Genomic DNA, 23,219 nt, shown 5'->3' with positions numbered 1-23,219 from the left:
ATCAGGGGTAGTCGGCTACGATTCGTGCGGAACGCGATCCATCGTCTGTGCGACCATGTAGCCAACGGTACTGTCGGCACTGGCAAAAGCGTGTCGGCGTTGGGGGATTCTTACCAGCGCGAGATTTGGGAGTGGGTTTCGATGGAACGTTTTGGAGAATTTCGATTGATTCGTCTTCCAACCTGGCGCGCGGTGGTCGCGGGCGGCAGACCGCGACCAAACTCCGCGCGAGGGACGAGGACCACAACGCGGACGACGCGACCATGTCGGGTCGCGTCGTCCGAAACTGAGGACCGCAGTCGGGTGGGGAGGAACGCGAGGCGCGCGGGCGGTCACGCGAGCGAATGCGAGGGTGGCCTCGGCGGACGCGGTTTGTCCTCCGGTGGTGCGGAGAGCGGGCCTCGGATTGCGAGCGGCGAAGCCGCGAGCGTGTGGCTCATGCGGTGCTGTGCGGTGCGGTCTCTCCGAAGCACCGGCAATAGCTAGCTTCGACGCAGGAATCATCTCTTCTGAAAAAGCTGCAACAGAACAACTGACAGCGATTGCTAGCTTCGATGCAGCAACCTTCGAGAATCCAGCGATAACTGTAGCAACTACCGAAACACTCCTGAAACCTCACCCACTCCGTACGTCCGCGTCGGGGTCCAGCACCCTATCGATTTTCTCCGGCGCGCGCCAGTCCGTCGTCAACTCAAGCAACTGGACCACAATCCTCCCAGTCGCGCCCCACACCGTGTAGCCGCCGACGTGGAAGAAGTGGACGACGGCCTCGCCGTAGCGGGGATGCTCTCGATGCTCGCATTCGTAGTTTTCGGGGTCGAGAAAGCCTGCGACTGGCAACACTGCAATCTCCGCGACCTCTCGCTCGTCGGGCGTGTATTTACGGTCGGGAATCTCGGCAACGTAGGGCGTGACGGCGTAACTCGTCGTCGTTCGAATGTCGTCCAACTGGCCGACGAACTCGACCTCCTCGGCACGGAGGCCGATTTCCTCCTCGGCCTCGCGGAGTGCCGTGTCGCGCAGGTCGCCGTCGCTCGGTTCGCGGCCACCGCCGGGGAAACTCATCTGCCCGGCGTGTTCGCCAAGGTGGTCCGCGCGCTTGGTGAACAGCAAACAGGGGTCCCCGTCTCGTTCGACGACCGGGGCGAGAACCGCGGCGTCGCGGCGCTCGTCGGTCACCTGCCGGGGAGTGTGCGCTGCGACGCGACCCAAGTTCATACCAGATGGTCGGACTCGGGCGTCTTAATTCGTGCGTTAGACACAACTCAGTCGGAGGCGGTCGAGTGTCGAATCAGTCGAACGCACGGTCCAGATTCGCCCGCACGTCGTCGGTCTCGACGGGTGCCCACGCTTCGAGGTCGTAGCTCACGTCCATCAGCTCCTCGGCGCGCTCGGCGTCGCCGCTGGCGGCGACGACCCTGCTCTCCTCGCGGAGTCGCTCGGCTACCTGCTCGCCGAGACCTTCGCGGTCGATGTCCCGCTCGGGCACGTCCATGATGTGTGGCAAGTCGGTGCCGTTCTCCGGGACGGTTGGAAACGCGGCCGGTCCGGCGAGCAAGAGCATTTCCTCTCCCTCTCCACGTTCGACCTCTACGAGGTGGAACTGCTCGACAGCGCGCTCGATGACGGCGGCGAAGGCGTCGCGGTCTACGTCTTTGCCCTGCTTGAAAGCGAGTTCCACGAGTGCTTGCTCCAGTTCTTCGTGGGTCAGCGCGTCGAAGAGGTCCACCACCCCGGCGAGTTCGTCCGTCGTGTTGCTCATTGCTTGTTCTGTAGCGTCCATTCGGGGTGCTTAGTTGTTCGGGAAATTGGTGGGTTGGAGAAGGAGTGTCTCGGATGGCTCTGTTTGTCGGGAAGTGAAGTCGAATACTTGTGTCTGCTTTTCCTGGCACGTCAAGGTGAGCAGTGGAAGATGAGTCGCGGGTAAGTCGGAGCTAGCTACTCCCGGTGCCGAGAAGACCGCACCGAACAGCACCGCGACAGCCACACCCTCCCCAGCCGACTCGCTTCGCTCGTCCCTCGCACGGACAGGTCGCGGCACGGGGCCGCGACCGCACGCGCCAGTTGGAAGGTGGAAATTCGAAAAGGGATCACCACCTTGGCGCGCGCTGGCGTGACCACTTGGGTCACGCCAAACCCCGTGCGAGGTCTTCAGGAGCGTAGCGACTGAAGGCTCGGAAGACAAGCGAAGCGCAGTCTTCCGGTGGATGACCGAAGCGACCGCAGGGAGCGGCGGGAATCGGTTGGGGAGGCGTGTGGCCCTCGCGGTTGCGGTGCGGTTTCTCCTCGGTTTCGGGAGTAGTTAGCCTCAACTCTTCGTTCACACGACCGTCCAAAACTTCATCTACACTCTCCATACCACGAACCTTCAAATACCAAACCGAGGCCAATTCGTCCCGGACGCTCTCGGTCACGAATCACCAAATCGTGACCACCAGTCCGACTAACCCGAGAGGGCTGAGCCACCAAAACAACCCTAAAAGCTACGTCTACGCGAAGTACTCCGCCAGTCGCTCGGCCGCCTCTTCGACCCGAGGCGACACCAAGGCAAACCGAAGCCAGTCGTCGCGCGACTCGCCGAACGCCTCGCCGGGCATGCCCGCGACGCCAGCCTCGTCCACCAGTCGCTCGACGTTCGCCAGCGTGCCGGGGAAGTCGGGGAACCGCGCCATCACGTAGAACGCGCCGTCGGGCGAGGAGTAGTCAGCATCCGCTGCATCCAACGCCGACGTAAACGTCTCGACGCGCTCCTCCAACAACTGCCGATTGCGCTCGTAGTAGTCGAGGTCAGTCTCCCGGAGCGCGTGCAGGACCGCGTACTGGCCGGGTCGCGTAGTGGCGACGTTGGTCAGCATGTGGCGGGTCTTCGCCACGTCCACCAGCGAGTCGGGGAAGATGGCGTAGCCCACGCGGAAGCCCGTGATGGCGAACGTCTTCGAGTAGGAGTTCGTGACGATTCGATGTTCCGAATCGAATTCGAGCGCCGAGGTAAAGTTCCCGGAGAAGTCGAAGTGGTCGTACACCTCGTCGCTGACGAGCAGGGCGTCGTTGTCTTCGGCGATGGCCACGAGTTCTCCCATCGTCTCTTCCCCATAGACCGCGCCGGTCGGGTTGTTCGGCGAGTTCACGACGATAGCCGCCGTCTCCTCGCTCGCCGCGTCACGCACGTCTGCGGGGTCGAGTGAGCCATCTGGGGCCGTGGCCACGTAGCGTGCCGTCGCGCCGAGCATCTTCGTCTTGCCCGGATAGTACGGGTACACGGGGTCCGTCAGCACGAACTCCGACCCACGCTCGCGTTCCAGCGCGCGGGCCATGGCGAGGTAGTTCGCCTCGCCGCCGCCATTAGTCACGACGACCTGCGAGCTATCGACGTTCCGTCGCTGTGCGATTTCCTCGCGCAGTTCGGCCAATCCTTCGCTCGGCGGATACTGGAAGTCAGCACCTCCCAAGTCGGCGTATTCGTGTAATCCCTCGCCGATAGCGTCGGGCGACCCCCAGTCGGGGTTCCCGCTCACCATGTCCACCACGTCCCGGTCTGCCTCCGCGGCGTACTGCATCACGTGAAAGAATAACGGCGTCTCGTAGTCCATACCTCCACTCTCAGGCGAGGGTAGGAGTTTCTTTCGACGGCCGATATCGTCGTTGCCGAAAAGTCCAACCCAGTCGGTTACGACAGTTCGAGTGATACTGATGGCACGCGCAGACCTCGCCGCAGTCCGGGACTACTACGACGCCGTCGATGCTGAGGACTACGACACAGTACTCTCGCTGTTCGCCGACGACGTGACCTACGAACGTCCCGGCCAGAGCACGCTCAGCGGCATCGAACAGTTCCGCGAGTTCTACCTCGATACGCGCTCTCTCACCGACGGCCGCCACGAAATCGACCAGTTGCTCGCCGACGGCGACACCGTGGCTGTTCGTGGTCAGTTCATCGGGAAGCAGGACGGCGAGGAAGTCACGTTTGGATTCGCGGACTTCCACCAGTTCGACGAAGACGGGCGTATCGTCAAGCGGTGGACCTACACCGACCGCGACGAGGTGTAGGTCGGAGGCAGACCGCACGCGCGGCAGATGTCGCCCCGCGTGAGTAGCTACATACCGCTCGCACTCCAACGCAAAATCATGCACGACGACGCCGACCCCATCGAAGAGCGACTCGGAGATGCACTGCGCGAGCGCGACCAGACCATCGCTGTCGCCGAGTCGTGTACCGGTGGTCTCATCGGGTCACTGCTGACCGACGTCCCCGGTTCGAGCGACTACTTCGACCGTGGACTCGTCACCTACTCCTACGACGCGAAGCTTCAGCATCTCGGCGTCTCTCGGGAGGACTTGGACCGACGCGGCGCAGTCAGCGAACCGGTCGCACGCCAGATGGCTCGCGGCGTCCGCGACGTTGCCGAGACGACTTGGGGAGTCGCAACCACGGGCATCGCTGGCCCCTCCGGCGGCACCGAGGAGAAGCCCGTCGGCACCGTCTTCATTGGGGTCGCGTACGCCGCCGACTGGGGCACCGGCGACTCCTACGCGAACGTCTCGCGCTACGAATTCGACGGCACTCGCGGAGAGGTAAAAGAACAAATCGCACTGCAAGCACTCGAAGACGTGTTGGAGGCTGTGGGCCAGTCGTAGCTTCTCGCCGAAACCGCAAGACGGGCGTCAGACACTGGAGGGAAAACCTTGAGTCGTCGCCGAGAGAGGACTCGGTCGTGACCGAGGAAGTCGTATGAACAAAGAAGGACACGTGCTGAACGCGGTGCTGCTGAGTATCGGGTTGGGGTACGTCTTCGAACCGGCAGGCGACGTTCCGACGTTCGCGATGATCGCCGAGATTTCGGTGCCAATCGTCCTGGGCGCACTTTTTCCGGACGTAGACACGGCGTTCGGCAAGCATCGAAAGACGCTGCACAATCTCCCACTGCTAGCGGTCGTCTACGCCTATCCGGTCTACTTCGGTAATCTCCACTACGTCTGGATTGGCGTCTTGACTCACTACGTGCTGGACCTGCTGGGGAGCAAGCGCGGTATCGCGCTGTTCTACCCCTTCGAGAAGGAGTACAGTCTCCCGGTCGGTGTCGCCGTGAGTAGCAAGTGGGCGACTGCCGTGACCGTCGCCGTGACGTTCTTCGAAGTCGCGGTCGTCGCGCTAATCGTCCATCTCGACCTGCCAGTACAGGATTTGACGACGGTGGCTGGCGCTCTCGGACTCTGATTCGTCGGCGCGTTCGCGCTCGACTCTGATTCAGTACACGCCGTCGAAGCGGTCTTCGTAAGCGATGTGGTCGGGGTGGGTCGGTTCCATCCCGGATAACAGTAAGCGGTCTATCTTCCCGTAGGAGTTCTCCCAGCCGAGATGTGCGAACTCTGCGGCACAGCGGAGTTTGTGGCCGACGCCCGACTCGTGGACGACTTTGCGCGGCACTTCGTCTTTCAACGCCGAAACGAGGTCGCTGGCAGAGTCGATAGCCGTCTCGAACGTCGTCCACGCCTCGCCGACCGAAGTTCTGATGTGGGCGTACGAGGACGTGAACGCCGGGAGGTCGGCTTCGTCTGTGATTTCTCTCGCTCGCGAGTTGTGGTGGGGCCAGTGTTTCGGATTCCACACTTCGACGGCGTCGATGCGGTCTCGGAACCGATAGATGTCGTCGCCCGACAGGCCGACGTTCAGGAACTCGGGGTGCGGAACCAGCGCGGCCGCGCCTTGTCGGTCGAACTCCCGCATCGCCGCTTCGAGGGGGATGAAGTCCGGAACTGGCTCTTTCAAACCGACCGCCAGAACGTGTCGGCGGTGCTTCCAACTGCCGGTGAACACCTCTCTGGCGGGGACGACGAGGAGTTCGTCGTCCGAAAAGCGGGCGGCGCGCTCGCGGATGTCCGGCAGGCGGACGAAGTGTGGCGCGTAGACGAGCACGTCTACGCCCTGCGATTTCGCGCGCTCGACGACGTTCTCGTCGAGTATCTTCACGTGGAGGTCCACCCGAGACGCTGTCACGTCAGGGGACTTCCCAGAGACTGATGTTAATCGTTCTGATTCGAGAGGAGCCCATGACGGATGGTAGCAAACAATAAGCCTCGGGGCTACGAGACACGAGTATGGGAGGCACTGCCCAGACGCTTCGACCGTTCTTGTGGCGCGCGGCCAAACTCCACTCTGACACCGAAATCGTCTCTCGGACTGGCCGGGGCATCGAACGATACGACTACGAGGGGTACGAACGCCGGGTGGGCCAGTTGGCGAACGCCCTCGCAGACGCCGGAATCGACTCGGGCGACCGCGTGGCGACCGTCTGCTGGAATCATCACTGGCACTTCGAGACGTACTTCGGCGTGCCGAGTTACGGCGCGCAACTGCACACTATCAATCCACTACTGCCTGACCACCACGTCGAGTACATCGTCGAGAACGCCGAGGACAAACTGCTGTTCGTGGACGCCTCGCTCATCGAGAAAATCGAGGCCGTCGCGGACTCGCCGTCGCTTTCGAGCGTCGAGCAGTACGTCGTCATGGGCGATGCGGTACCGGAAACAAATCTGGACCCAGTGACCGACTACGAGTCGTTCGTGGAGGGCCACGACACGGAGTACGACTGGCCGAGTCTGGAGGACGACACACCTGCCGGGATGTGCTACACCTCCGGCACGACGGGCAAGCCGAAGGGCGTCGAGTACACCCAGTCGATGCTCTGGGGCCACACGATGGCGACGCTCACCCCCCAAGGACTCGAATTCGACGAGTCGGACGTCATCATGCCAGTCGTCCCGATGTTCCACGTCAACGCGTGGGGGATGCCCTACTCCGCGACGGCGGCCGGAGCCAAACACGTGTATCCGGGTCCGGCACCTGAACCCGCGGACCTCGCCAAACTCATCGAAGAGGAGGGCGTGACGTTTACGGCCGGTGTGCCGACCGTCTGGCTCGGACTGCTGGAGTATCTGGAAGAGAACGACGCCGACCTCTCCTCACTCGAACGCATCGTCATCGGCGGCAGTGCCGCACCGGAGGCGGTCATCCGGCAGTTCGACGAGAAGTACGACGTGGAAGTCCTCCACGCGTGGGGCATGACCGAAACGTCGCCAATCGGCACGGTGAGCCACCTCAAGTCGAAGATGGACGACTGGGACGCCGACCGACAGTACGAGAAGCGCGGCAAGCAAGGCCTGATTGCGCCCGGCCTGGAGTTCAAGGTCGTCGGCGACGACGGCGGTGAGGTCCCGTGGAACGGTGAGGACTTCGGCGAGATGTACATCAAAGGGCCGTGGGTGACACAGGAGTACTTCGAGCGCCCGGAGGCCAACGAGGCCGACTTCGAAGGCGAGTGGCTCAAGACGGGCGACGTGGTGACCGTGGACGAAGAGGGCTACGTCCAAATCGTGGATCGCGCGAAGGACGTCATCAAGAGCGGCGGCGAGTGGATCTCCTCGCTCGAACTGGAGAACGCCTTGATGGCCCACGACGATGTGGCCGAGGCGACTGTCGTCGGCGTCCCCCACGAACGCTGGCAAGAACGCCCCGTCGCGTTCGTGGTGCCAGTCGAGGGCACCGACGAAGATGAACTGCGCGAGGGGGTTCTGGCGTCCATCCGCGAGGAGTATCCACGCTGGTGGGCACCCGACGAAGTGGTGTTCATCGACGAAGTGCCGAAGACGGCCACCGGCAAGTTCGACAAGAAGGTGCTCCGGGAGGAGTACGACGACCAATCGCTGGTCGAGGGCGCGGTGCCTGAAGACGCGGCTCCGGATGAGTAGGTAGGCGGGAGAGTCGAGAGTCGAACAGCAACTAATTTTCGCTCATCTGCCTCGTCGCGCGGTGGCAAGAGTTCAGTTCGCGCCCACTCCGTGCGAGGGATGTCCGAAGGAGCGAGCGATAGCGAGCGGATGAGGAATCGGTTGGGGAGGGTGTGGCCCTCGCGGTGCGGAGCGGTGCGGTCTTCTCGGTATCGGGAGTAGCTAGCTTGTCTGATTTCGTCGTTACTACGTAGCAACCAGCACGACCGACGTATCCATCCCGAAAGTCCCACCTTCTGGGGGTCCCACCAGCGCGCGCCGGAGGTTAGTCACCGATTACAGGCAGGTCGGAATTCAAAAATCGGACCCCGCCCAGACACCAACACCGCCCAGTTACCAACCCCGCCTTTTTGCCCACTCAGCCCTTCCAAACCCTATGGAACTCCTGTCCGAGGACCTCGTTCCCGAGTACGCCCGCGAAGTAAAGCAGGAAGCCCGCGAGTTCGCAGACGAACACATCGCCCCCAACGCCGAAGAGTGCTTCCGCGAGGCCGAGTACCCCCACGACATCCTCGAAGCAGGCCAAGACGCCGGACTGGTCGCTCAAGACATCGGCGAGGAGTGGGGCGGCCGGGGCCTCGACGTGGTGCAGATGCTCGCCGTCGCCGAGGAGTTCTTCCGCGCCGACGCGGGTATCGCGCTGACACTTCAGTTGGCGAGTTTCGGTGCGGAAATCGTGGAGGCCCACGGCACCGACGAACAGCGCGAACAGTTCCTCCGGCCAGTCGCGGAGTGCGACCAGATTACAGGTCTCGCTGTCTCGGAACCCGACACGGGGAGCGACCTGTCTGGCATGCAGACCACAGCCGAATTAGACGAAGACAATTCGGAGTGGGTCCTGAACGGCGAGAAGTACTGGATAGGAAACGGCGTCGAGGCCGACTGGATAACGGTCTACGCCCGCACCGGAGACGACCCAGACAATCGTTACGGGAATCACTCACTCTTTATCGTGCCCACCGACGCAGAGGGCTACCACGCCGAGCACATCCCGGAGAAGATGGGGATGCGCGCGAGCAAGCAGGCACACGTCGTCTTCGAGGACTGCCGAATCCCTGAGGAGAACATCATCGGCTACGAGGGCGCGGGCTTCATGTTACTGGCAGAGTTCTTCAACTTCGGTCGCATCGTCGTCGGGGGCCACGGACTCGGACTCGCCGCGGCCGCAATCGAGGAGGCGTGGAGTTTCGTCCACGACCGCGAGGAGTTCGGCCGCACGATTGCGGACTTCCAAGCAGTCCAGCACGGACTCGCCGACATGCGCACCGAGTTCGAGGCCGCCCGGGCGCTGAACTACCGCGCCGCAGAGAAGGTTCGTGACGGCGACGATGCAGGCCTCTGGGCCGCGATGGCCAAAGTCAAATCGACCGAGACCGCTACCGACTGCGCCGAGCAGAGCATGCAGTTCCACGGCGGGCGCTCGATTCTGACCGACCGCAGGATTGCACGAGTCTATCGCGACGTTCGGATTCCCGTGGTCTACGAGGGAGCGAACGAGATTCAGCGCAACCTCGTCTATCGCCAATCCTGACGCTTTTTCTCCCCTCCTGCGAATCCTCACCGCATGCAAGCGATTCACTTCGATTTGGACGGGACGCTCGTCGCCCTCCCCGACGACTATCGCGCGCTCTTCGACCGCGCACTGGCCGCCTACGATATCGAAGCCACGGACGAACAGCACGAGTGCTACACGGAGTCCTTCTTCGAGTACTTCGGCGACTGCCACCCCGAACCGTATCGTGCTGGTATGACCGAACTCCGAGAATCGTTCGACCTCGACCCGACGGGTGCGCAACTCGCAGAGCGCTACTGCGAGCAGGAAGTCGCGGCGACCGACGTTCGGGCCGGTGTGCGCGAAACGCTCGACCAACTCGACGCGCCGCTCGGCGTGCTGACCAACGGCGCGGAGCGGACCCAGAGCGCGAAACTCGAAGCCGGAAATATTGCGGAGTACTTCGACAGTGTCGTCGTCTCGGGCGGGGTCGGCGCGGCGAAACCAGACGCGGCAATTTTCGAGACTGCAAGAGAGTCGCTCTCTGCGGACGAACACGTCTTCGTCGCAGACGACCTCGAACGCGACGTGCTGCCCGCTCAGGAGGTTGGTTTTACGGGCGTCTATCTCGCCGACGGAGAACCAGAAAACCGCGCAGAACGCGCAGACGCGACGATTACGTCGATTCGTGACGTACCGGGCGTCCTGGAGTGAGTCTGGTCCCAGGGAGTTGGTGGTGGATGGATTTATTACGCTCCTCTAACCATCCACGCACATGACTGACTGGGAGTGCGGCATCGACGGGTGCGGTGAGACGTTCGAGGAGGTCGAGAAGGCCATCGTCCACCAGACGACCGACCACAAACGACGCGAGTGCAAAGTCTGTGGCTCGGTCGTCCCCGACGGCTACTTCGCCATCCGCCACGCCTTCGACGAACACTCGCGGGCTGAGTACGTCCGCTCGTACGGTGCGAGCGCGAGCGAGGTGCGCCGACGCGAGCGCGTCCGCGACGCTATCGAAGAGGAGGCCGACCTCCAGCACGTCGTCAACAAGATAGACGAAGTGCAGGGTGGCTCTCCCTAACCAATCGACTCTCTGAACGCTATTCTGCTGCTACTCCAACGAAGTAGACGAAAATACCAAGAGCGCGTCAGCGCTCTTCGGAGTCCGCTCACGGCTTCGCCGTTCGCGTGGTCCGAGGAACTACCGTTCCTCGCTATCCAGCACGCGAATCTGGTCGCCGCGGACCGTGACCGGAATCGGAACGGTCGCTTCGTACAGTTCGACCGTCACTTGGTCCTTGCCTTCGTCGATGCGTTGGACCTGCGCCTTCTCGCCCTTGAACGGGCCAGCGATGAGTTCCACGATGTCGCCCTCGGCGATACCCTCCACGTCGGGGGTCGGCGAGAGGAAGTGCTCGACTTCAGAGATGCTGCTCTCGCCGGGGACGATGTTGCGAGCGTGCGGAATCTCTTCGAGGACGCGGTTCAGTACCGCGCTGTTGTCGGCCTCGACCATCACGTAGCTCGTGAGCGAATCCGGTGCGAGGGCGGCGTGGACCTCCGACTCCTCGCGGTTCATGATCATGTCCGCGACGGTGCGTTCCTGACTTGCGGTCGTCTTGACTGCGTATATTCCCATGGCGACTACCTCACGTTGGGATGAAACTCATGATCGCCGCGATGATGAATCCGAGGACGCCGATGAGGGCGATTCCTGCGCCGGCGATTGTCGAAATCTTCGAGAATTCGTCGAACGAGGGCGTGCTCGCGAGTTTCAGCACGCGAACGTACGACGAGAGTTCGAACTTGACATCCATGTTACCGTGGTTTCGTCGTGGGGCTTTTTCTATCTATTGATGACCGTCCGCTGTGGCCCCAGCGAACGCAGTAGCTAGTCGAGAACGAGAGCGGTGTTTCGGCACACCACCACGAATCGTGAATGTGCGAGGCACACCGAACCGCGACAGACGGACTACTCGACGTAGTCGATGTCTTGGAGTTGCTTGTTCGCCTTCGCCTGCTGGGCCTCGTTGCGCCCGTAAATCTGGGGCGACTCGACGCCAGTGACGACTATCATCGTGCGCATCTCGCCCTCCAACTCTTCGTCGATGGAGGTCCCCCAGATGATGCGTGCGTCGGGGTCGATGCGGTCGTAGATTTCCTCGACGACGCCTTCCGCCTCTTCGATGGACATGTCGTTGCCACCGGTGACGTTGACGAGCGCGGAGTTCGCGTTCGAAATGTCCACGTCGAGCAACGGCGAGCGCATAGCGGACTTGACCGAGTCCTGCGCTTTGGCGTCCGAGTCGCTCTCTCCGAGTCCGATCATGGCGACACCACCTTTCTCCATGACCGTGCGAACGTCGGCGAAGTCTAGATTGACGAGTCCGGGTTTGGTGATGAGTTCGGTGATACCCTTGACAGAGCGCATCAGCACCTCGTCGGCAACCTTGAACGCCTGTCGGACCGGCAGTTTACCCACCGAATCGAGTAGACGGTCGTTCGGGACGACGATGACGGTGTCAGAGACGTCTCGCAGTCGCTCCAGACCTGCTTCGGCGTTGGTGCGCCGAACCTCGCCCTCCGCCGTGAACGGCGTCGTGACGATAGAGATAGTCAGCGCGCCCGACTCGCGGGCGGCCTTGGCGACGACGGGCGCGGAACCGGTCCCGGTGCCGCCACCGAGTCCGGCGGTGACGAACACCATGTCCGACCCCTGAATCGCGTCGTAAATCTCTTCTTGACTTTCGAGTGCGGATTCCTCGCCGACCTGCGGGAGCGAGCCAGCACCTCGTCCTTGGGTCTTCTGCTCGCCCATCAGAATCTTGGTGTCGGCCTCTATCTCGACGAGGTGTTGCACGTCGGTGTTCGCGGCGACGAGCTTCGCGCCGTGAATTCCTTCCTCGGCCATGCGGTTGACAGTGTTCCCACCGGCCCCACCACAGCCGACGACCGTGATGTCGGTCTGAAGGTCCTGAAGTACGTCTTTCAGCTCTTCGTCGGTCATCGTCCCCGACGGATTCACGTCCTGCGCGCCACCCCCCGATGCGGGCTGGCCGGAGGTCTGTTGGCCCTCGGCCTCCTCGATTGCGTTATCGACTAACGAGTCCATGCTGAAGTTGCCTTGAGAATGGAGCTTAATTATCTTTCCCCTCTCTGTCGGACGTATGTCTGACATTAGTTGACATTTGCGGGGCGCAGAACGGCGAAAACGAGCCTCGAACCGACTCAGACGGGGAACTTGCGGACCCGTCGGCTCCGAACTTGCTCGGGCGCGATTTCCTCGCCATCGACGGTGACAGTTCGTCCAGCAGACAATTTTCCGAACTTTGGCCCTTCCGGAACGCCCAACTCGTTTGCTTTCGCCGGATCGAACGCGACTTCGCGCGCGACGACCGCGCCGTCCTCGCGCTCGACCGAATCGTACTTCCGTGCCAGTACGTCAGCGAGCGCGGAGACCAGTCGATCGCGGTCTGCTGGAGAGCGAATCGCGGCCTGCCCTGTCGCGCGAGTTCCGCTCTGCTCGGTCTGGAACGCGAGCGAGTTCGCCTCGACCGCCTCGCGCGCGGCGTCGGCGTCGATGCCCTGTGCTTCCGCGAGGAGGTCGGTAGGCAAGTCGATGCACTCGTAGGAGTCGTCGATATCCGTCACCGCAAGTTCACCGAAGCGCAGTCCAGAGTCTACGTCTCCCAACTCGGCTTCGAGGTCGGCTACCAAATCGAGTGAGATGCCCGCCGTCTCTCGGACCCACGTCTCGCTCACGACGCGGTAGCCCAATTCCTCGATTACCGATTCGAGTTCCGGTCGGTCGCCGTCGATGACCGCATACTCCGCGCGACTCTGCTCGAAAGCGCGCCGAAGCACGTCCGTATTTTCCGCGGGTGCGCCCATCGCGTCGAGACACCAGTCGGCCGCGACGTGCCCGACGGCCCAGTCCGTCTCGCGCGCGATGCGCGTGAACCGAGGTGCGTAGTGGTTGCCGCCGAAGCCGACGAGTTGGCGCGATTTGTGTGGCTCCGCACCCTCCAGGTCGAGGATAGCGCGCGCCGCGGCGCGCGCCGCGTCTTCGTCCTCCCACTGTGGGTCGTCGCTTCCCAACTCGGCGAACATCGAGGGCACCCCGACCGAAGACGGGCCGTGGTGCGTACACTCCATGCCGACCTCGTACTCGTCGGGCGCGTACTCGGCGAAGGCCGAGAGTAAGCGTTCGTGCGCGTTCGGACAGGCTTCCGCGAGTCCGCCGTCGGTACCGCCGTACTTCGCGGGACCGAAGTTGCCAGTGAAGTGCGCGGTGAGCAACGGGCCGGTGTCGCCGGAATGCCGGGAAGCGAAGACGAGCAAGTCGGGCGATTCTGCGGCCGCTCCCGCGTCGCTTCGCTCCGCGCTCGCACGTTCCGAGGTGCTCCGAACCTCGCCGAACGCGTCCGCCGCGTTCTCCATGTCGAGGTGTAGCGCGTCGAACTCCCTGAGTTCGAACGCGCCGTGGCGGTAGACGGTCCCGCCGCCGTCGGCGTCGGGTCGCGTCTCGTCCTCCTGTCGCTCCCAGTCGACGAGGTCCAGCAGGTGGTCGCCGATGTGGACCGACGCCGAATCCGCTCGGCTGACGACGATAGCTATCACGGGCGAAGGTAGGTTGCGTGGGGACGAAAAGCGCGTCGGATGAGGAGAGAGAACCGCTGACGAGGTCGGTCAGTCCGCGTGTTCGGGTTGGCTCGACTGACCGCCAATCGCCTCGCGGGCGTTGGAAGCCGTCCGGTCGAGGAGCCACCGAAGTTCGTCACGGCGCATGGCTAGCAGCGCCACGCCAAGCAGCATGTAGATGACCGTGTACGCGTAGAGGATGTCGATGCTCAGTGCCGTCGCCTCCGCTTCTGGCATCCTCTGGATGATGTAGAACTCCGCGACGATTTGGGTGACGAAGAGGACGAGCAGGCCGATGGCCTCTCGCACGCTTATCTTGAAGTTGGTCAACAGTGCGATGGCGAAGAAGCTCTGTGCGGCGGTAATCCAGATTTCGGCCGCCTGCTTCTCGTCGAACGGAAGCGTTCCTATCTGTCCGAGGGCGATACTGTAGACCACCGCGAGCGTCCCGATGAGGAGCGTCCACTGGTTGAGTTTCGAGGAGATGAGCGCGTTGAATCCGGCCGTCGAGCGCGCCTTGTTCACGAGGTAGGCGACGACGATGAGTTCCGGACTCTCGCTGGCCAGCGGCGCAATCCACTGAATCATGAAGAACGAGGGGATGCCGAGCGCTTCCCCGAGGTGTTCCAGCCCGGACGCGAACGGGTGGACTGCCGTGTAAATCATGAACCCGGAGTAGAAGAACAGTCCGAGAACGGCCGCGATTCGGGGGCCTTTGCTCCACGATTGGAAGTACGCCGGAACGCCGACCTGCTCTTCGTGTTCGTCTACCTCGCCCCGGATGATGATGGCGATGTAAGCGAGGTACAGGCCGACGAGGATGATAGTGTCGGTCATGCCGATACCGCCCATGAACGGCACGAAGAACGCGTAGGCGGTCGCCGCGAGCAAGAAGGTAATTTCCGTCGCAATGTCGCGGTCCAGTTCGATGCGGTCGGCCCAGATGCCCGACTGTTCGCTGACGGCGGAGTCCGAGGAACTGCCCGACCGATAGATGGTGAACAGTGCGATACCGGACCAGCCGAGACCGATGAGGATTCGGTTCGCGCCGGTCATGTTCGCAACGGCGAGGTTCGCGGCTTCCGCGCCACGTGCGGTCCCGACGTTCGCACCCGCAGTCCACGCGTACAGTGCGTCAACTGCGTACTCTGGCGCGACGGCGAGGACGGCCAAGACCGCCAGCGCGAACGCACGTGGCACGTCTTTCTCCGCCGTTTCGGCCGCCCACGCGAGCATGAACGATGCGCCGAGGACGGCGACACCGGAGACCGCAACCGTCTGAAGGTCACTCAGCGAGTGTGCCTGCCCCGTGGCCCAGACGAACACCCACGGTACCGTGAGCAACGTCGTGAGTATGACTGCGAATAGAGGATGTCGTAACCGGCTCATTGATACGACCGGGGATTACCTCCCCCCAAAAGTAGGTCTTGCGCTATCTCGCTAGCTGTAATTGTTCGGTCACGTGGAGGACAGAATACGACGTCCTTGACTGTGAAACGTCCCCTTCAGGGGAACAGCACGTAGACGAATCCGGCGTAGCCGCCGATGAGCGCGATGCCGCTCCAGCGCGAGAGGTGGCGACCGTAGGCCATCAGTGCCATCGCACAGACCGTGAACGCTATCATCACCGGGAAGTGGAACGTCTGGACGCTGGAGGTCACCGAGAGCGGGTTGACCAGCGCGAGCAGGCCGATGACCGCGAGGACGTTGTAGATGTTCGACCCGATGACGTTTCCGATGCTGAACTCGGCTTCGTCGCGGATAGAGCCAATCAGCGAGGTCGCTAGCTCGGGAAGCGACGTGCCGAACGCGATGATGGTGATACCGATGACGAGGTCGCTGAAGCCGAACGACCGCAGGAGTCCTGTGCCGCCTTGCACCAGTCCGATAGAACCGCCCAGCAAACAGACGCCCGCACCGAGTAGCAGACCGATTTCTCGCAGGGTGATGTCGTCGTCCTCGGCTTCGACCTGCAGTTCTTCGGGCACCACGCCGTCTTCCGGCGAGCGGGACTCGTACAGCATGTAGCCGGTGAACACTGCCAGCAGGAGGAGCATCGCACCGCCGTCCACGGGGCCGAGCGTGCCGTCGCTCCCGAGGACGACGAGCAACACCGCGGCGGCGAGCATGAACGGTCCGTGTCGCCAGAGCAACTTCGAATCGACCGAGAGCGGTTGGACGACCGCCGAGGCTCCGAGGACGAGGCCGATGTTCGCGATGTTCGACCCGATGATGTTCCCCAAGCCGATGTCGTCGGAGATGCCGATGCCGCCGATGAGGCTGACGAACAGTTCCGGCGCAGTCGTGGAGAAGGCGACGATAGTCACGCCGACCGTCGCGGGGGCGATGCCGTAGCCGATGGCGAGCGACGAGGCGCTGTCCACCAGCAACTCCGCACCCAGATAGAGAAGCAGTATCCCGCCGACGAGGTACAGCACGTCGGCCGAGAAGAGTAACTCTCCTGTCGATTGCAGTGGTATCATTGTTCTCTACTCCTGTCCCAAATAGAGCAGTGCGATAAGTACTTCGTTTATTATATATCCTGATAACGAGGACCACGCTCTCGAACCCAGCAGTTAACCCGACCCCCACCGAGTCGCCAGACATGGACGTGTTCGGACTGCTCGGCAACCCGGTCGGGCACTCGCTCTCGCCGCCGATGCACGAGGCGGCATACGACGAATTCGGGATGGACGCTCGCTACGTCACCTTCGAACCAGCCACCGACGAACTCGGGGCCGCTATCGACGGCGCGGACGCCCTCGGCGTCGCCGGACTGAACGTCACCATTCCGTTCAAGGAGGAGGCGCTCGACTTCGTGGAACCGGACGAAATGGCGACCCGTGTCGGCGCGGTCAACACAATCGACTTCTCGGGGGAGACGCCGACCGGCCACAACACCGACGTTGCAGGGGTCCGGCGCGCGTTCGCCCACCACGACGTCGCGCTCGCGGAGCAAGACGCCGTCGTAGTCGGTGCCGGGGGCGCTGCGCGCGCGGCGGCCTTCGCGCTCGCCGACGCGAACGCGAACTCGATTCACGTCGCCAATCGAACCAAGTCGCGCGCCGAGCGACTTGCGGCGGACGTGAGTGACAGCGTCGGCGACCAACTGAGCGACGGAGTGACCGCTGGCGGCCTCGAGGCGCTCGAAACGCGGGTCTCCGACGCGACGGTTCTCGTCAACGCCACCAGCGTCGGCATGGAAGAAGACCGTTCGCCGGTTCCGAAGGCAGCACTCCACGGAGACCTCGCGGTACTCGACGCCGTGTATCGCCCGCTCGAAACGCGACTCCTCAGCGAAGCGCGCGAGTGTGGCGCGACGACCATCGACGGCGCGTGGATGCTGTTGTATCAAGGTGTCGAGGCGTTCGAGCGGTGGACCGGTCGGGATGCACCAGTTGGAAGAATGAACGAATCCCTTCGGGCACGGCTTTAAGTGCCACCGGGGATTACTGCCACGCAAATGGGACTTCTCACCAAGCTGAAGTCGTTGCTCGGACTCGACGAAGACAAGTCGCAGGTCCGCCGGACTGACTCCGGCGTCACCATCGAGCGGAAACCTGGTGAGTCGCCGGAGCCGGACACGGAAACCGAGAGTGCCGTCAAAGGCGTCGATACGGACACCGAAACGACTCCCGAAGCAGCGACCGAAGCAGCCAAACCGGGCGAGGCGGACGCACAGCCAGAACAGACCGAAACGACCGAACCCGAGGCAACGCCGGACGTAGAAGATGCCATCGAAGAGGCGGAAGAGCCTGCGGAAGCCCCCGAAAATTCTGCGGAGTCTGCCGAAGCCGACGAAGCCGAAGAGACCGACGAAGAAGCAGAGACAGCGGTCGAGGAAGCCGAAGAACCAGAAATCGAGGAGACGGAAGCGGAGACGGGCATCACCACCGAAGACGTGACCGAGGAACCGCCTGAAGCCGAGGGCGACGAATCGGAGACCGAAGTCGCCGCCGAACCGGCCGAGGCGACGTCGCCCGACGAGGAGGCGGCACAGCCAGCCCAGACCGAAGACACGGAACCCGAGCCGACGCCCGAAGCGGAGACAGAAGTGGACGAGGACGAAGAACCCGCTGGCGCGGGCGAACCGCTGGACGATATCAAAGGTATCGGCCCGGCGTACGCCGAGCGACTGGAAGACGCGGGCGTTCCGGATATCGCGGCACTGGCGACGGCGGACGCAGACGAACTCGCCGACGAGACCGACCTGTCGGCCAAGCGGATTCAGGGCTGGATAGACCGCGCTCAGGCGCGGTAGAACCGCAACACGGTTAGGCACTTCCTGCGTTTTCCCGACTGATGAGCGACCGGACCGTCGTGACCGACCGCAACGCGTTCCGACGAGCGGCGCGCGACGCACCGGACGGCGCGCGCGTCCCCGTGGAAGTACAGGTTCACGTGGCCGACCCCTTCGACGCCTACCGGCGGGCGCGCGACGGCACTGGCGGGTTCTACCTCGCTACGACTGGTGGGCAGTCCGGCTGGGGCTACTTCGGTGTGGAACCTGCCGAGCGAGTGCAGACTCGCGGGGACGCGACGGCACTCGACGATAGTGAGTGCGACGACGAAGGGAGCGCCGATTGCGGACCGAGTCTCGCCGCGCTCGCTGGTCTGTTGGACGACGAGCGACTGGTCCGGGGCGACTGCGACGTTCCGTATCCCTGTGGACTGTTCGGCTGGCTCTCCTACGACCTCGTTCGGGAGTTGGAGAACTTGCCGGAGAAGGCGGTGGACGACCGGGGGCTTCCCCAGTCACAGTTCGGGTTGTACGATTGCGTGGCGGCGTGGGAAGAGCCGCGAGACGCGAGCGAATGCAGTGAGCGAGAGTCTCGGAATGCCGAGCGGGGAGGAACGACCCGCGAGCCGCGAGCCGCGAGGGGTGAGCAAAGCGAAGCCCTCGGAGACCGAGCGGCGAAGCCGCGAGGGGGGAGCGAGAAGACGACGCTCCACGTCACCGCCTGCCCGCGTATCTCCGACACTGCATCTGACGCCTCCATCGACGCCGCGTACGACCGCGGTCGGGCGCAGGCACTGGACCTCGCCGACCGCGCGACTTCGGGTGACCCGGATGTTGGCACGCCCCCGGTCGAAGCAGACACGGCGGAGTTCGAGAGCGACTGCGGCCGGGACGCCTACGCCGAACGGGTCAGGCGCGTCAAATCGTACGTCCGCGACGGCGACACGTTTCAGGCGAACGTCTCCCAGCGACTCACTGCGCCTGCGGCCGTGCATCCCGTCGAAGCGTTCGAGGCGCTTCGGCAGGTGAACCCCGCGCCCTACTCCGGCCTGCTCGAATTTCCCGGCATCGACCTCGTGAGCGCCAGTCCGGAACTACTGTTGGAAGTCGAAGGCAATCGTGCAGTGACGGAACCGATTGCGGGAACGCGACCTCGCGGGGAGACTGCCGCGGAAGACGTCGAACTGGAGACCGACCTACTCGGTGACGAGAAGGAGCGCGCCGAACACGCCATGCTGGTCGATTTGGAGCGCAACGACTTGGGGAAAGTTTGCGAGTATGGAAGCGTCGAGGTGTCTGACTACCGCAGAGTGGACCGGTACTCGGAGGTGATGCACCTCGTTTCAGAGGTGGAGGGACGGCTCCGAGACGGGACGACGATTGCAGATGCCATCGCCGCGGTGTTCCCCGGCGGCACCATCACGGGCGCGCCCAAACCCCGCACGATGGAGATAATCGACGAGTTGGAGGGGACGCGTCGCGGGCCGTACACCGGGAGCATCGGCGTGATGGGCTTCGACGGCCGGGGGACGCTGAACATCGTGATTCGGACGCTGGTTCGGTGGGAACAGGAGTACCATCTGCGCGTCGGGGCCGGTATCGTCCACGATTCCGTGCCGGAGGCCGAATACGAGGAGACGCTGGCGAAGGGCCGGGCGCTGATTACTGCGGTGGACGAGGCGCTGGGTGAGGGGAAGGAGTTGGCGGTGGAAGGTGAGGGTTCGGAGTGAAAACGAGGGTTTCGTCTGAGTGGCCGCGCGATTACTGAGTCACTATGTCTCGGATTTTCACAGACTAACCGGCGCGCGGGAGCGACGGTAGGAGCGACTCGCGCGAGGGATGAGTATCACAGCGCGAAAGACGCGACCCGATGTGGTCGCGTCTTCCGAATCCGAGAAACGCAGTCGGATGGGGAGGCGTGTGGTTGCGGTGTTCTATGTTTCGTGTGAGTAGTGGTCTTCACTCGTCCAATTCCGTTTGCCGAGTTCGCTCTATCGACTGCTCTCGTCGCACTCATTACACAAACCACTCTTCTCACGACCATTCCACGAACACACAGAACCGAGAGCGTTTAGCCCCGTCCACACAAACCACCACATAACACCGAGTCACACACCCGAAAATGTCCATTCTCGTCATCGACAACTACGACTCGTTCGCCTACAACCTCGTCCAGTACGTCGGCGCAGCAGTCACATCGAACTCTGACGACTTCGACGCCGCGGACGACACGCCCGCGTCCGAAGTCGTCGTCCGCCGAAACGACGCCATCACCCTCGAAGAACTCCACGATCTCGCGCCGGATGGAATCGTCGTCTCGCCGGGTCCCGGTACGCCCGCCGAGGCGGGCATCTCTATCGATATCTTCGCCGAAACCGACTACCCCACTCTCGGGGTCTGTCTGGGCCACCAGTCGCTCTGTGCGGCCCACGGGTCGCCGGTCGGGCACGCGCCCGAGGTCGTCCACGGCAAGCCTTCCGAGATTCGCCACGACGGCCGGGGCGTCTTCGCGGGCCTGCCAGACACCTTCGAGGTCGGGCGCTACCACTCGCTGTCCGTCGAGCGTGAGGACCTCCCCGCCGCGCTCGAAGCGTCTGCGTGGACTGTCGAGGACGACGGCGACGAAGACGGTGCAGACCACGGTGTCTTGATGGCCGTGCGCCACCGCGAGAAGCCCCACGTCGGCGTGCAGTTCCACCCCGAGAGCATCCTCACCGAGAGCGGGCAAGCACTCGTCAGCAACTTCTGTGACTCCTGTACCGATGACTGAACTGTACTACCACGTAGACGGCGACGTCGTCCCGGCCGACGAAGCGACAGTTTCGGTCCGCGACCGCGGATTCATGTACGGTGACGCGGCGTTCGAGACGATGCGTGCCTACGGCGGCGAGATTTTCGAGTGGGACGCCCACGCCGAACGCTTGCGTAAGACTTGCGAGACCCTCAGCATCGACCACGGACTCACGAAAGAGGACCTCCGGGAGCGAATCGACGCCACGCTCGACGCGAACGACTTCGAGGATGCCTACGTCAAACTCTCCATCTCGCGGGGCGTGCAACCCGGCAAACTGACGCCCCAACCAGTCGAAGACGCCACGGTCGTCGTGTACGTCTCGGAACTCCCTCGTGGCGGCAAGGGTAGCGACCCAGTTTGGGACGACCCAGCCAGAGCGGAGATAGTCGAGACCCGGCGCGTGCCCGACGCCGCACTGCCAGCGAGCGCGAAGACCCACAACTATCTGAACGGAATTCTGGCGAAACTGGAACTCGCTCAGGACACAGATACCGCCATCATGCTCGACAGTCACGGCAATCTCGCGGAGGCCGCGACGAGCAACCTCTTTTTCGTCGCCGACAGGACCATCAAAACACCGGGTCTCGACGGGCCGATTCTCCCCGGCATCACTCGGCAAGTCGTCTTCGAACTCGCCGGTGGGTTGGGACTCTCGGTCGAAGAAGGGACCTACAGTCCCGACGAGTTGCGAGACGCGGACGAAGCCTTTCTCACAAACTCGACGTGGGAACTGCGGCCGATTGGGAGCGTCGATGGAAGAGAACTCGGCAGGGGGCCAGTAATAGAGGCGCTCGCTGGGGCGTTCGACGCGCGCGTCGAATGCGACTGCTACGAGTGAGCCGCTCGTCTGCGACGAGTGGCGATCGGTCTACAGATAGTCGAACTCGCGACCTGCCTCGGTGCCGAAGCCCTGCCGTTCGTGTGCCCACTCGAAGGGATGCTCGTCGCGTTTCTCGGCGAGGAACTCCACGATGGTGCCCGCCACGTCACCCCCGTAGAGGTTCGGCCCCGAACTCATCTGGTCGCGAAGGTCGGACTCGGCGACGTGTTCGACCGTCTCGCGGACGAACTTCCCGGAGACGGGCGGTACGAGCAGGTTCGTGTTCGCCTCGAACACCGTCTCCGGTCGGTCGGTGTTGAACCGCGCGGTGAGACAGACCGGGCCGTCGATGTAGTTCAGTTCCTCCTGCATGCTACCGGAGTCCGTCAGTTCCGCGAGGCACTGTCCGGATTCGAGGAACTCGTAGACGTGGGCGTGCTTCTTCCAGAGACCGGTAAAGAGGAAGTTCTCGCGCTCGTCGGCCAGTCGGGTCAGTTTCTCCCGCAGACCGTACTCCCGGAGCGCGCGCTCGGTCGCGTTCAGTTCCACGAAGTTGACGTTGTAGCCCGACTCGACGAGGCCGATTACGCCCTCCACGATAGCTTCGAACCGCTCGGGGAGCAGATTCGCGCGTCGGTGGACGTCCACTCGAATCCAGTCGTCGCGGGCTTCCAACGCGGGGTACACGTCGAAGACGCTCTGGTCGAGGTTGGCGTCTTTCTTGGCCTCGATGGCGTCCACGACTGAGTTGCCGACGACCGGCATTCGGTCGCTCCCCTCGACTTCGGTCGGATAGCCCTCGCGTTCGAGGTGGTCGCGGTTCAGTTCGACCGGCGCGAACTGGTAGATGGACCCGGCAGACCCGACGAAGGTGTCGTACTGCTCGGGGAACGGTTCGGTGCGATTGCGCACCCACTCGCCCTCCCACTGCTGGCGGACGACTTCTGCGGGGTCGGCAGTCGGGTCGAATTCTTCGGGGGCCATCCCGCGCAGTCCGGCCTCGTTGTGCGCGACGAACTGGTTCGTAGCGAACATCCACGCCTGCGGGACGATGCCCGCCGCGAGCGTGTCGCCGTGGACGATTGGCAGGACGGTCGTGTCGGGGTAGTGTTCCTCGACGTGCTGGGCGAACCGTTTGACCTTCCGCATCAGTTGGGCGGTCTTCTCCGAGAGGTCGCCCCGGACGCGGAGGTCTGCGGCGACTCGGTCCTCGACGCCGTACTCCGCGAGTCCGTGGCCGAGTACGTCGTCGTAGTGCTGGCCAGTGTGGAGGACGAAGCAGGGCACGTCGCGCGAGTCCGCGGCGGCGACCAGCGGCGCTTGCTTGTAGAAGTCGGGCTTGGTCGCGGTGACGACGGCGAGCGCGTAGTCGTCGCGGTCCAGTTGCGCGGCGAGTCGGTCGTCGTAAATCTCCATCTCGGGACTGGTGCTCATCCGTTGA

Annotated in this window: 23 protein-coding genes; 12 read left to right on the top strand and 11 right to left on the bottom strand. The window is 63.3% G+C overall.

From position 1 onward, the window contains the following. Positions 1–615: 615 nt before the first annotated feature. From F7R90_RS12225 to F7R90_RS12215, 3 genes are all read right to left on the bottom strand, one after another. The gene (locus F7R90_RS12225) at positions 616–1,218 is read right to left on the bottom strand and encodes an NUDIX hydrolase (RefSeq protein ID WP_158057704.1); all 603 of its coding nucleotides are present in this window, start codon (positions 1,216–1,218) and stop codon (positions 616–618) included. A gap of 73 nt (positions 1,219–1,291) precedes the next feature. Further along, entirely contained in the window at positions 1,292–1,762 is a 471-nt protein-coding gene (locus tag F7R90_RS12220; protein ID WP_158057703.1) for a DUF7109 family protein, read from the bottom strand. Between the two features lie 727 nt (positions 1,763–2,489). Further along, on the bottom strand, positions 2,490–3,590 hold the full coding sequence (locus tag F7R90_RS12215) for a pyridoxal phosphate-dependent aminotransferase (protein WP_158057702.1): 1,101 nt from the start codon (positions 3,588–3,590) through the stop codon (positions 2,490–2,492). 100 nt (positions 3,591–3,690) lie between these two features. Here F7R90_RS12215 and F7R90_RS12210 point away from each other — a divergent pair, with 100 nt between their 5' ends. From F7R90_RS12210 to F7R90_RS12200, 3 genes are all read left to right on the top strand, one after another. Beyond that, a complete protein-coding gene (locus F7R90_RS12210; RefSeq protein WP_158057701.1) occupies positions 3,691–4,047 on the top strand; it encodes a nuclear transport factor 2 family protein in 357 nt (118 codons plus the stop codon). Between the two features lie 78 nt (positions 4,048–4,125). Next, positions 4,126–4,635, top strand: a complete 510-nt coding sequence (locus F7R90_RS12205) for a CinA family protein (protein WP_158058923.1) — start codon at positions 4,126–4,128, stop codon at positions 4,633–4,635. A 94-nt stretch (positions 4,636–4,729) separates the two neighbouring features. Continuing rightward, positions 4,730–5,215, top strand: coding sequence for a metal-dependent hydrolase (locus F7R90_RS12200; RefSeq protein WP_158057700.1), 486 nt, complete (start codon positions 4,730–4,732; stop codon positions 5,213–5,215). Positions 5,216–5,245: 30 nt separating this feature from the next. Here F7R90_RS12200 and F7R90_RS12195 read toward each other — a convergent pair whose 3' ends face one another. Next, positions 5,246–5,995: a PHP domain-containing protein gene (locus tag F7R90_RS12195; protein WP_158057699.1), complete on the bottom strand. Its 750-nt coding sequence runs from the start codon at positions 5,993–5,995 to the stop codon at positions 5,246–5,248. Between the two features lie 101 nt (positions 5,996–6,096). Between F7R90_RS12195 and F7R90_RS12190 the strand changes: the two genes are divergently transcribed. The 4 genes from F7R90_RS12190 (at position 6,097) to F7R90_RS12175 (ending at position 10,364) form a co-directional block, all read left to right on the top strand. Next, on the top strand, positions 6,097–7,749 hold the full coding sequence (locus F7R90_RS12190; RefSeq protein ID WP_158057698.1) for a long-chain fatty acid--CoA ligase: 1,653 nt from the start codon (positions 6,097–6,099) through the stop codon (positions 7,747–7,749). 415 nt (positions 7,750–8,164) lie between these two features. Next, on the top strand, positions 8,165–9,319 hold the full coding sequence (locus F7R90_RS12185) for an acyl-CoA dehydrogenase family protein (RefSeq protein WP_158057697.1): 1,155 nt from the start codon (positions 8,165–8,167) through the stop codon (positions 9,317–9,319). Between the two features lie 33 nt (positions 9,320–9,352). After that, on the top strand, positions 9,353–9,994 hold the full coding sequence (locus tag F7R90_RS12180; protein WP_158057696.1) for an HAD family hydrolase: 642 nt from the start codon (positions 9,353–9,355) through the stop codon (positions 9,992–9,994). Positions 9,995–10,055: 61 nt separating this feature from the next. Next, complete coding sequence (locus tag F7R90_RS12175; protein WP_158057695.1) at positions 10,056–10,364, top strand: DUF7565 family protein; 309 nt, start codon at positions 10,056–10,058, stop codon at positions 10,362–10,364. 120 nt (positions 10,365–10,484) lie between these two features. Here F7R90_RS12175 and F7R90_RS12170 read toward each other — a convergent pair whose 3' ends face one another. The 6 genes from F7R90_RS12170 to F7R90_RS12145 form a co-directional block, all read right to left on the bottom strand. Beyond that, positions 10,485–10,922: a transcription elongation factor Spt5 gene (locus tag F7R90_RS12170; protein ID WP_158057694.1), complete on the bottom strand. Its 438-nt coding sequence runs from the start codon at positions 10,920–10,922 to the stop codon at positions 10,485–10,487. A 10-nt stretch (positions 10,923–10,932) separates the two neighbouring features. Continuing rightward, entirely contained in the window at positions 10,933–11,100 is a 168-nt protein-coding gene (locus F7R90_RS12165; RefSeq protein WP_158057693.1) for a protein translocase SEC61 complex subunit gamma, read from the bottom strand. Between the two features lie 155 nt (positions 11,101–11,255). After that, positions 11,256–12,395, bottom strand: coding sequence for a cell division protein FtsZ (gene ftsZ / locus F7R90_RS12160; RefSeq protein WP_158057692.1), 1,140 nt, complete (start codon positions 12,393–12,395; stop codon positions 11,256–11,258). Positions 12,396–12,511: 116 nt separating this feature from the next. Further along, positions 12,512–13,903 carry a D-aminoacyl-tRNA deacylase gene (locus F7R90_RS12155; RefSeq protein WP_158057691.1) on the bottom strand — a complete coding sequence of 464 codons (1,392 nt, stop codon included), beginning with the start codon at positions 13,901–13,903 and terminating at the stop codon, positions 12,512–12,514. Between the two features lie 69 nt (positions 13,904–13,972). After that, the gene (locus F7R90_RS12150; protein ID WP_158057690.1) at positions 13,973–15,313 is read right to left on the bottom strand and encodes a sodium:calcium antiporter; all 1,341 of its coding nucleotides are present in this window, start codon (positions 15,311–15,313) and stop codon (positions 13,973–13,975) included. A gap of 116 nt (positions 15,314–15,429) precedes the next feature. Beyond that, positions 15,430–16,407, bottom strand: coding sequence for a calcium/sodium antiporter (locus F7R90_RS12145; RefSeq protein WP_158057689.1), 978 nt, complete (start codon positions 16,405–16,407; stop codon positions 15,430–15,432). 122 nt (positions 16,408–16,529) lie between these two features. Here F7R90_RS12145 and F7R90_RS12140 point away from each other — a divergent pair, with 122 nt between their 5' ends. From F7R90_RS12140 to F7R90_RS12120, 5 genes are all read left to right on the top strand, one after another. Further along, positions 16,530–17,360, top strand: coding sequence for a shikimate dehydrogenase (locus tag F7R90_RS12140; RefSeq protein WP_158057688.1), 831 nt, complete (start codon positions 16,530–16,532; stop codon positions 17,358–17,360). Positions 17,361–17,387: 27 nt separating this feature from the next. Next, positions 17,388–18,185, top strand: a complete 798-nt coding sequence (locus F7R90_RS12135; protein WP_158057687.1) for a helix-hairpin-helix domain-containing protein — start codon at positions 17,388–17,390, stop codon at positions 18,183–18,185. Positions 18,186–18,226: 41 nt separating this feature from the next. Further along, complete coding sequence (locus F7R90_RS12130; protein ID WP_158057686.1) at positions 18,227–19,894, top strand: anthranilate synthase component I family protein; 1,668 nt, start codon at positions 18,227–18,229, stop codon at positions 19,892–19,894. A gap of 392 nt (positions 19,895–20,286) precedes the next feature. Next, complete coding sequence (locus tag F7R90_RS12125; protein WP_158057685.1) at positions 20,287–20,934, top strand: anthranilate synthase component II; 648 nt, start codon at positions 20,287–20,289, stop codon at positions 20,932–20,934. After that, positions 20,927–21,796 (top strand): aminotransferase class IV, encoded by an 870-nt coding sequence (locus F7R90_RS12120; RefSeq protein WP_158057684.1) that lies wholly within the window; start codon positions 20,927–20,929, stop codon positions 21,794–21,796. The genes F7R90_RS12125 and F7R90_RS12120 overlap by 8 nt, the downstream gene beginning before the upstream one ends. A 30-nt stretch (positions 21,797–21,826) precedes the next feature. Here F7R90_RS12120 and F7R90_RS12115 read toward each other — a convergent pair whose 3' ends face one another. Next, the gene (locus F7R90_RS12115; protein WP_158057683.1) at positions 21,827–23,212 is read right to left on the bottom strand and encodes a UDP-N-acetylglucosamine 2-epimerase; all 1,386 of its coding nucleotides are present in this window, start codon (positions 23,210–23,212) and stop codon (positions 21,827–21,829) included. Positions 23,213–23,219: the final 7 nt, after the last annotated feature.

Source organism: Halorussus halophilus (assembly GCF_008831545.1).
Taxonomy (GTDB): Archaea; Halobacteriota; Halobacteria; order Halobacteriales; family Haladaptataceae; genus Halorussus; species Halorussus halophilus.
This window is presented reverse-complemented; position numbering and strand designations above follow the sequence as displayed.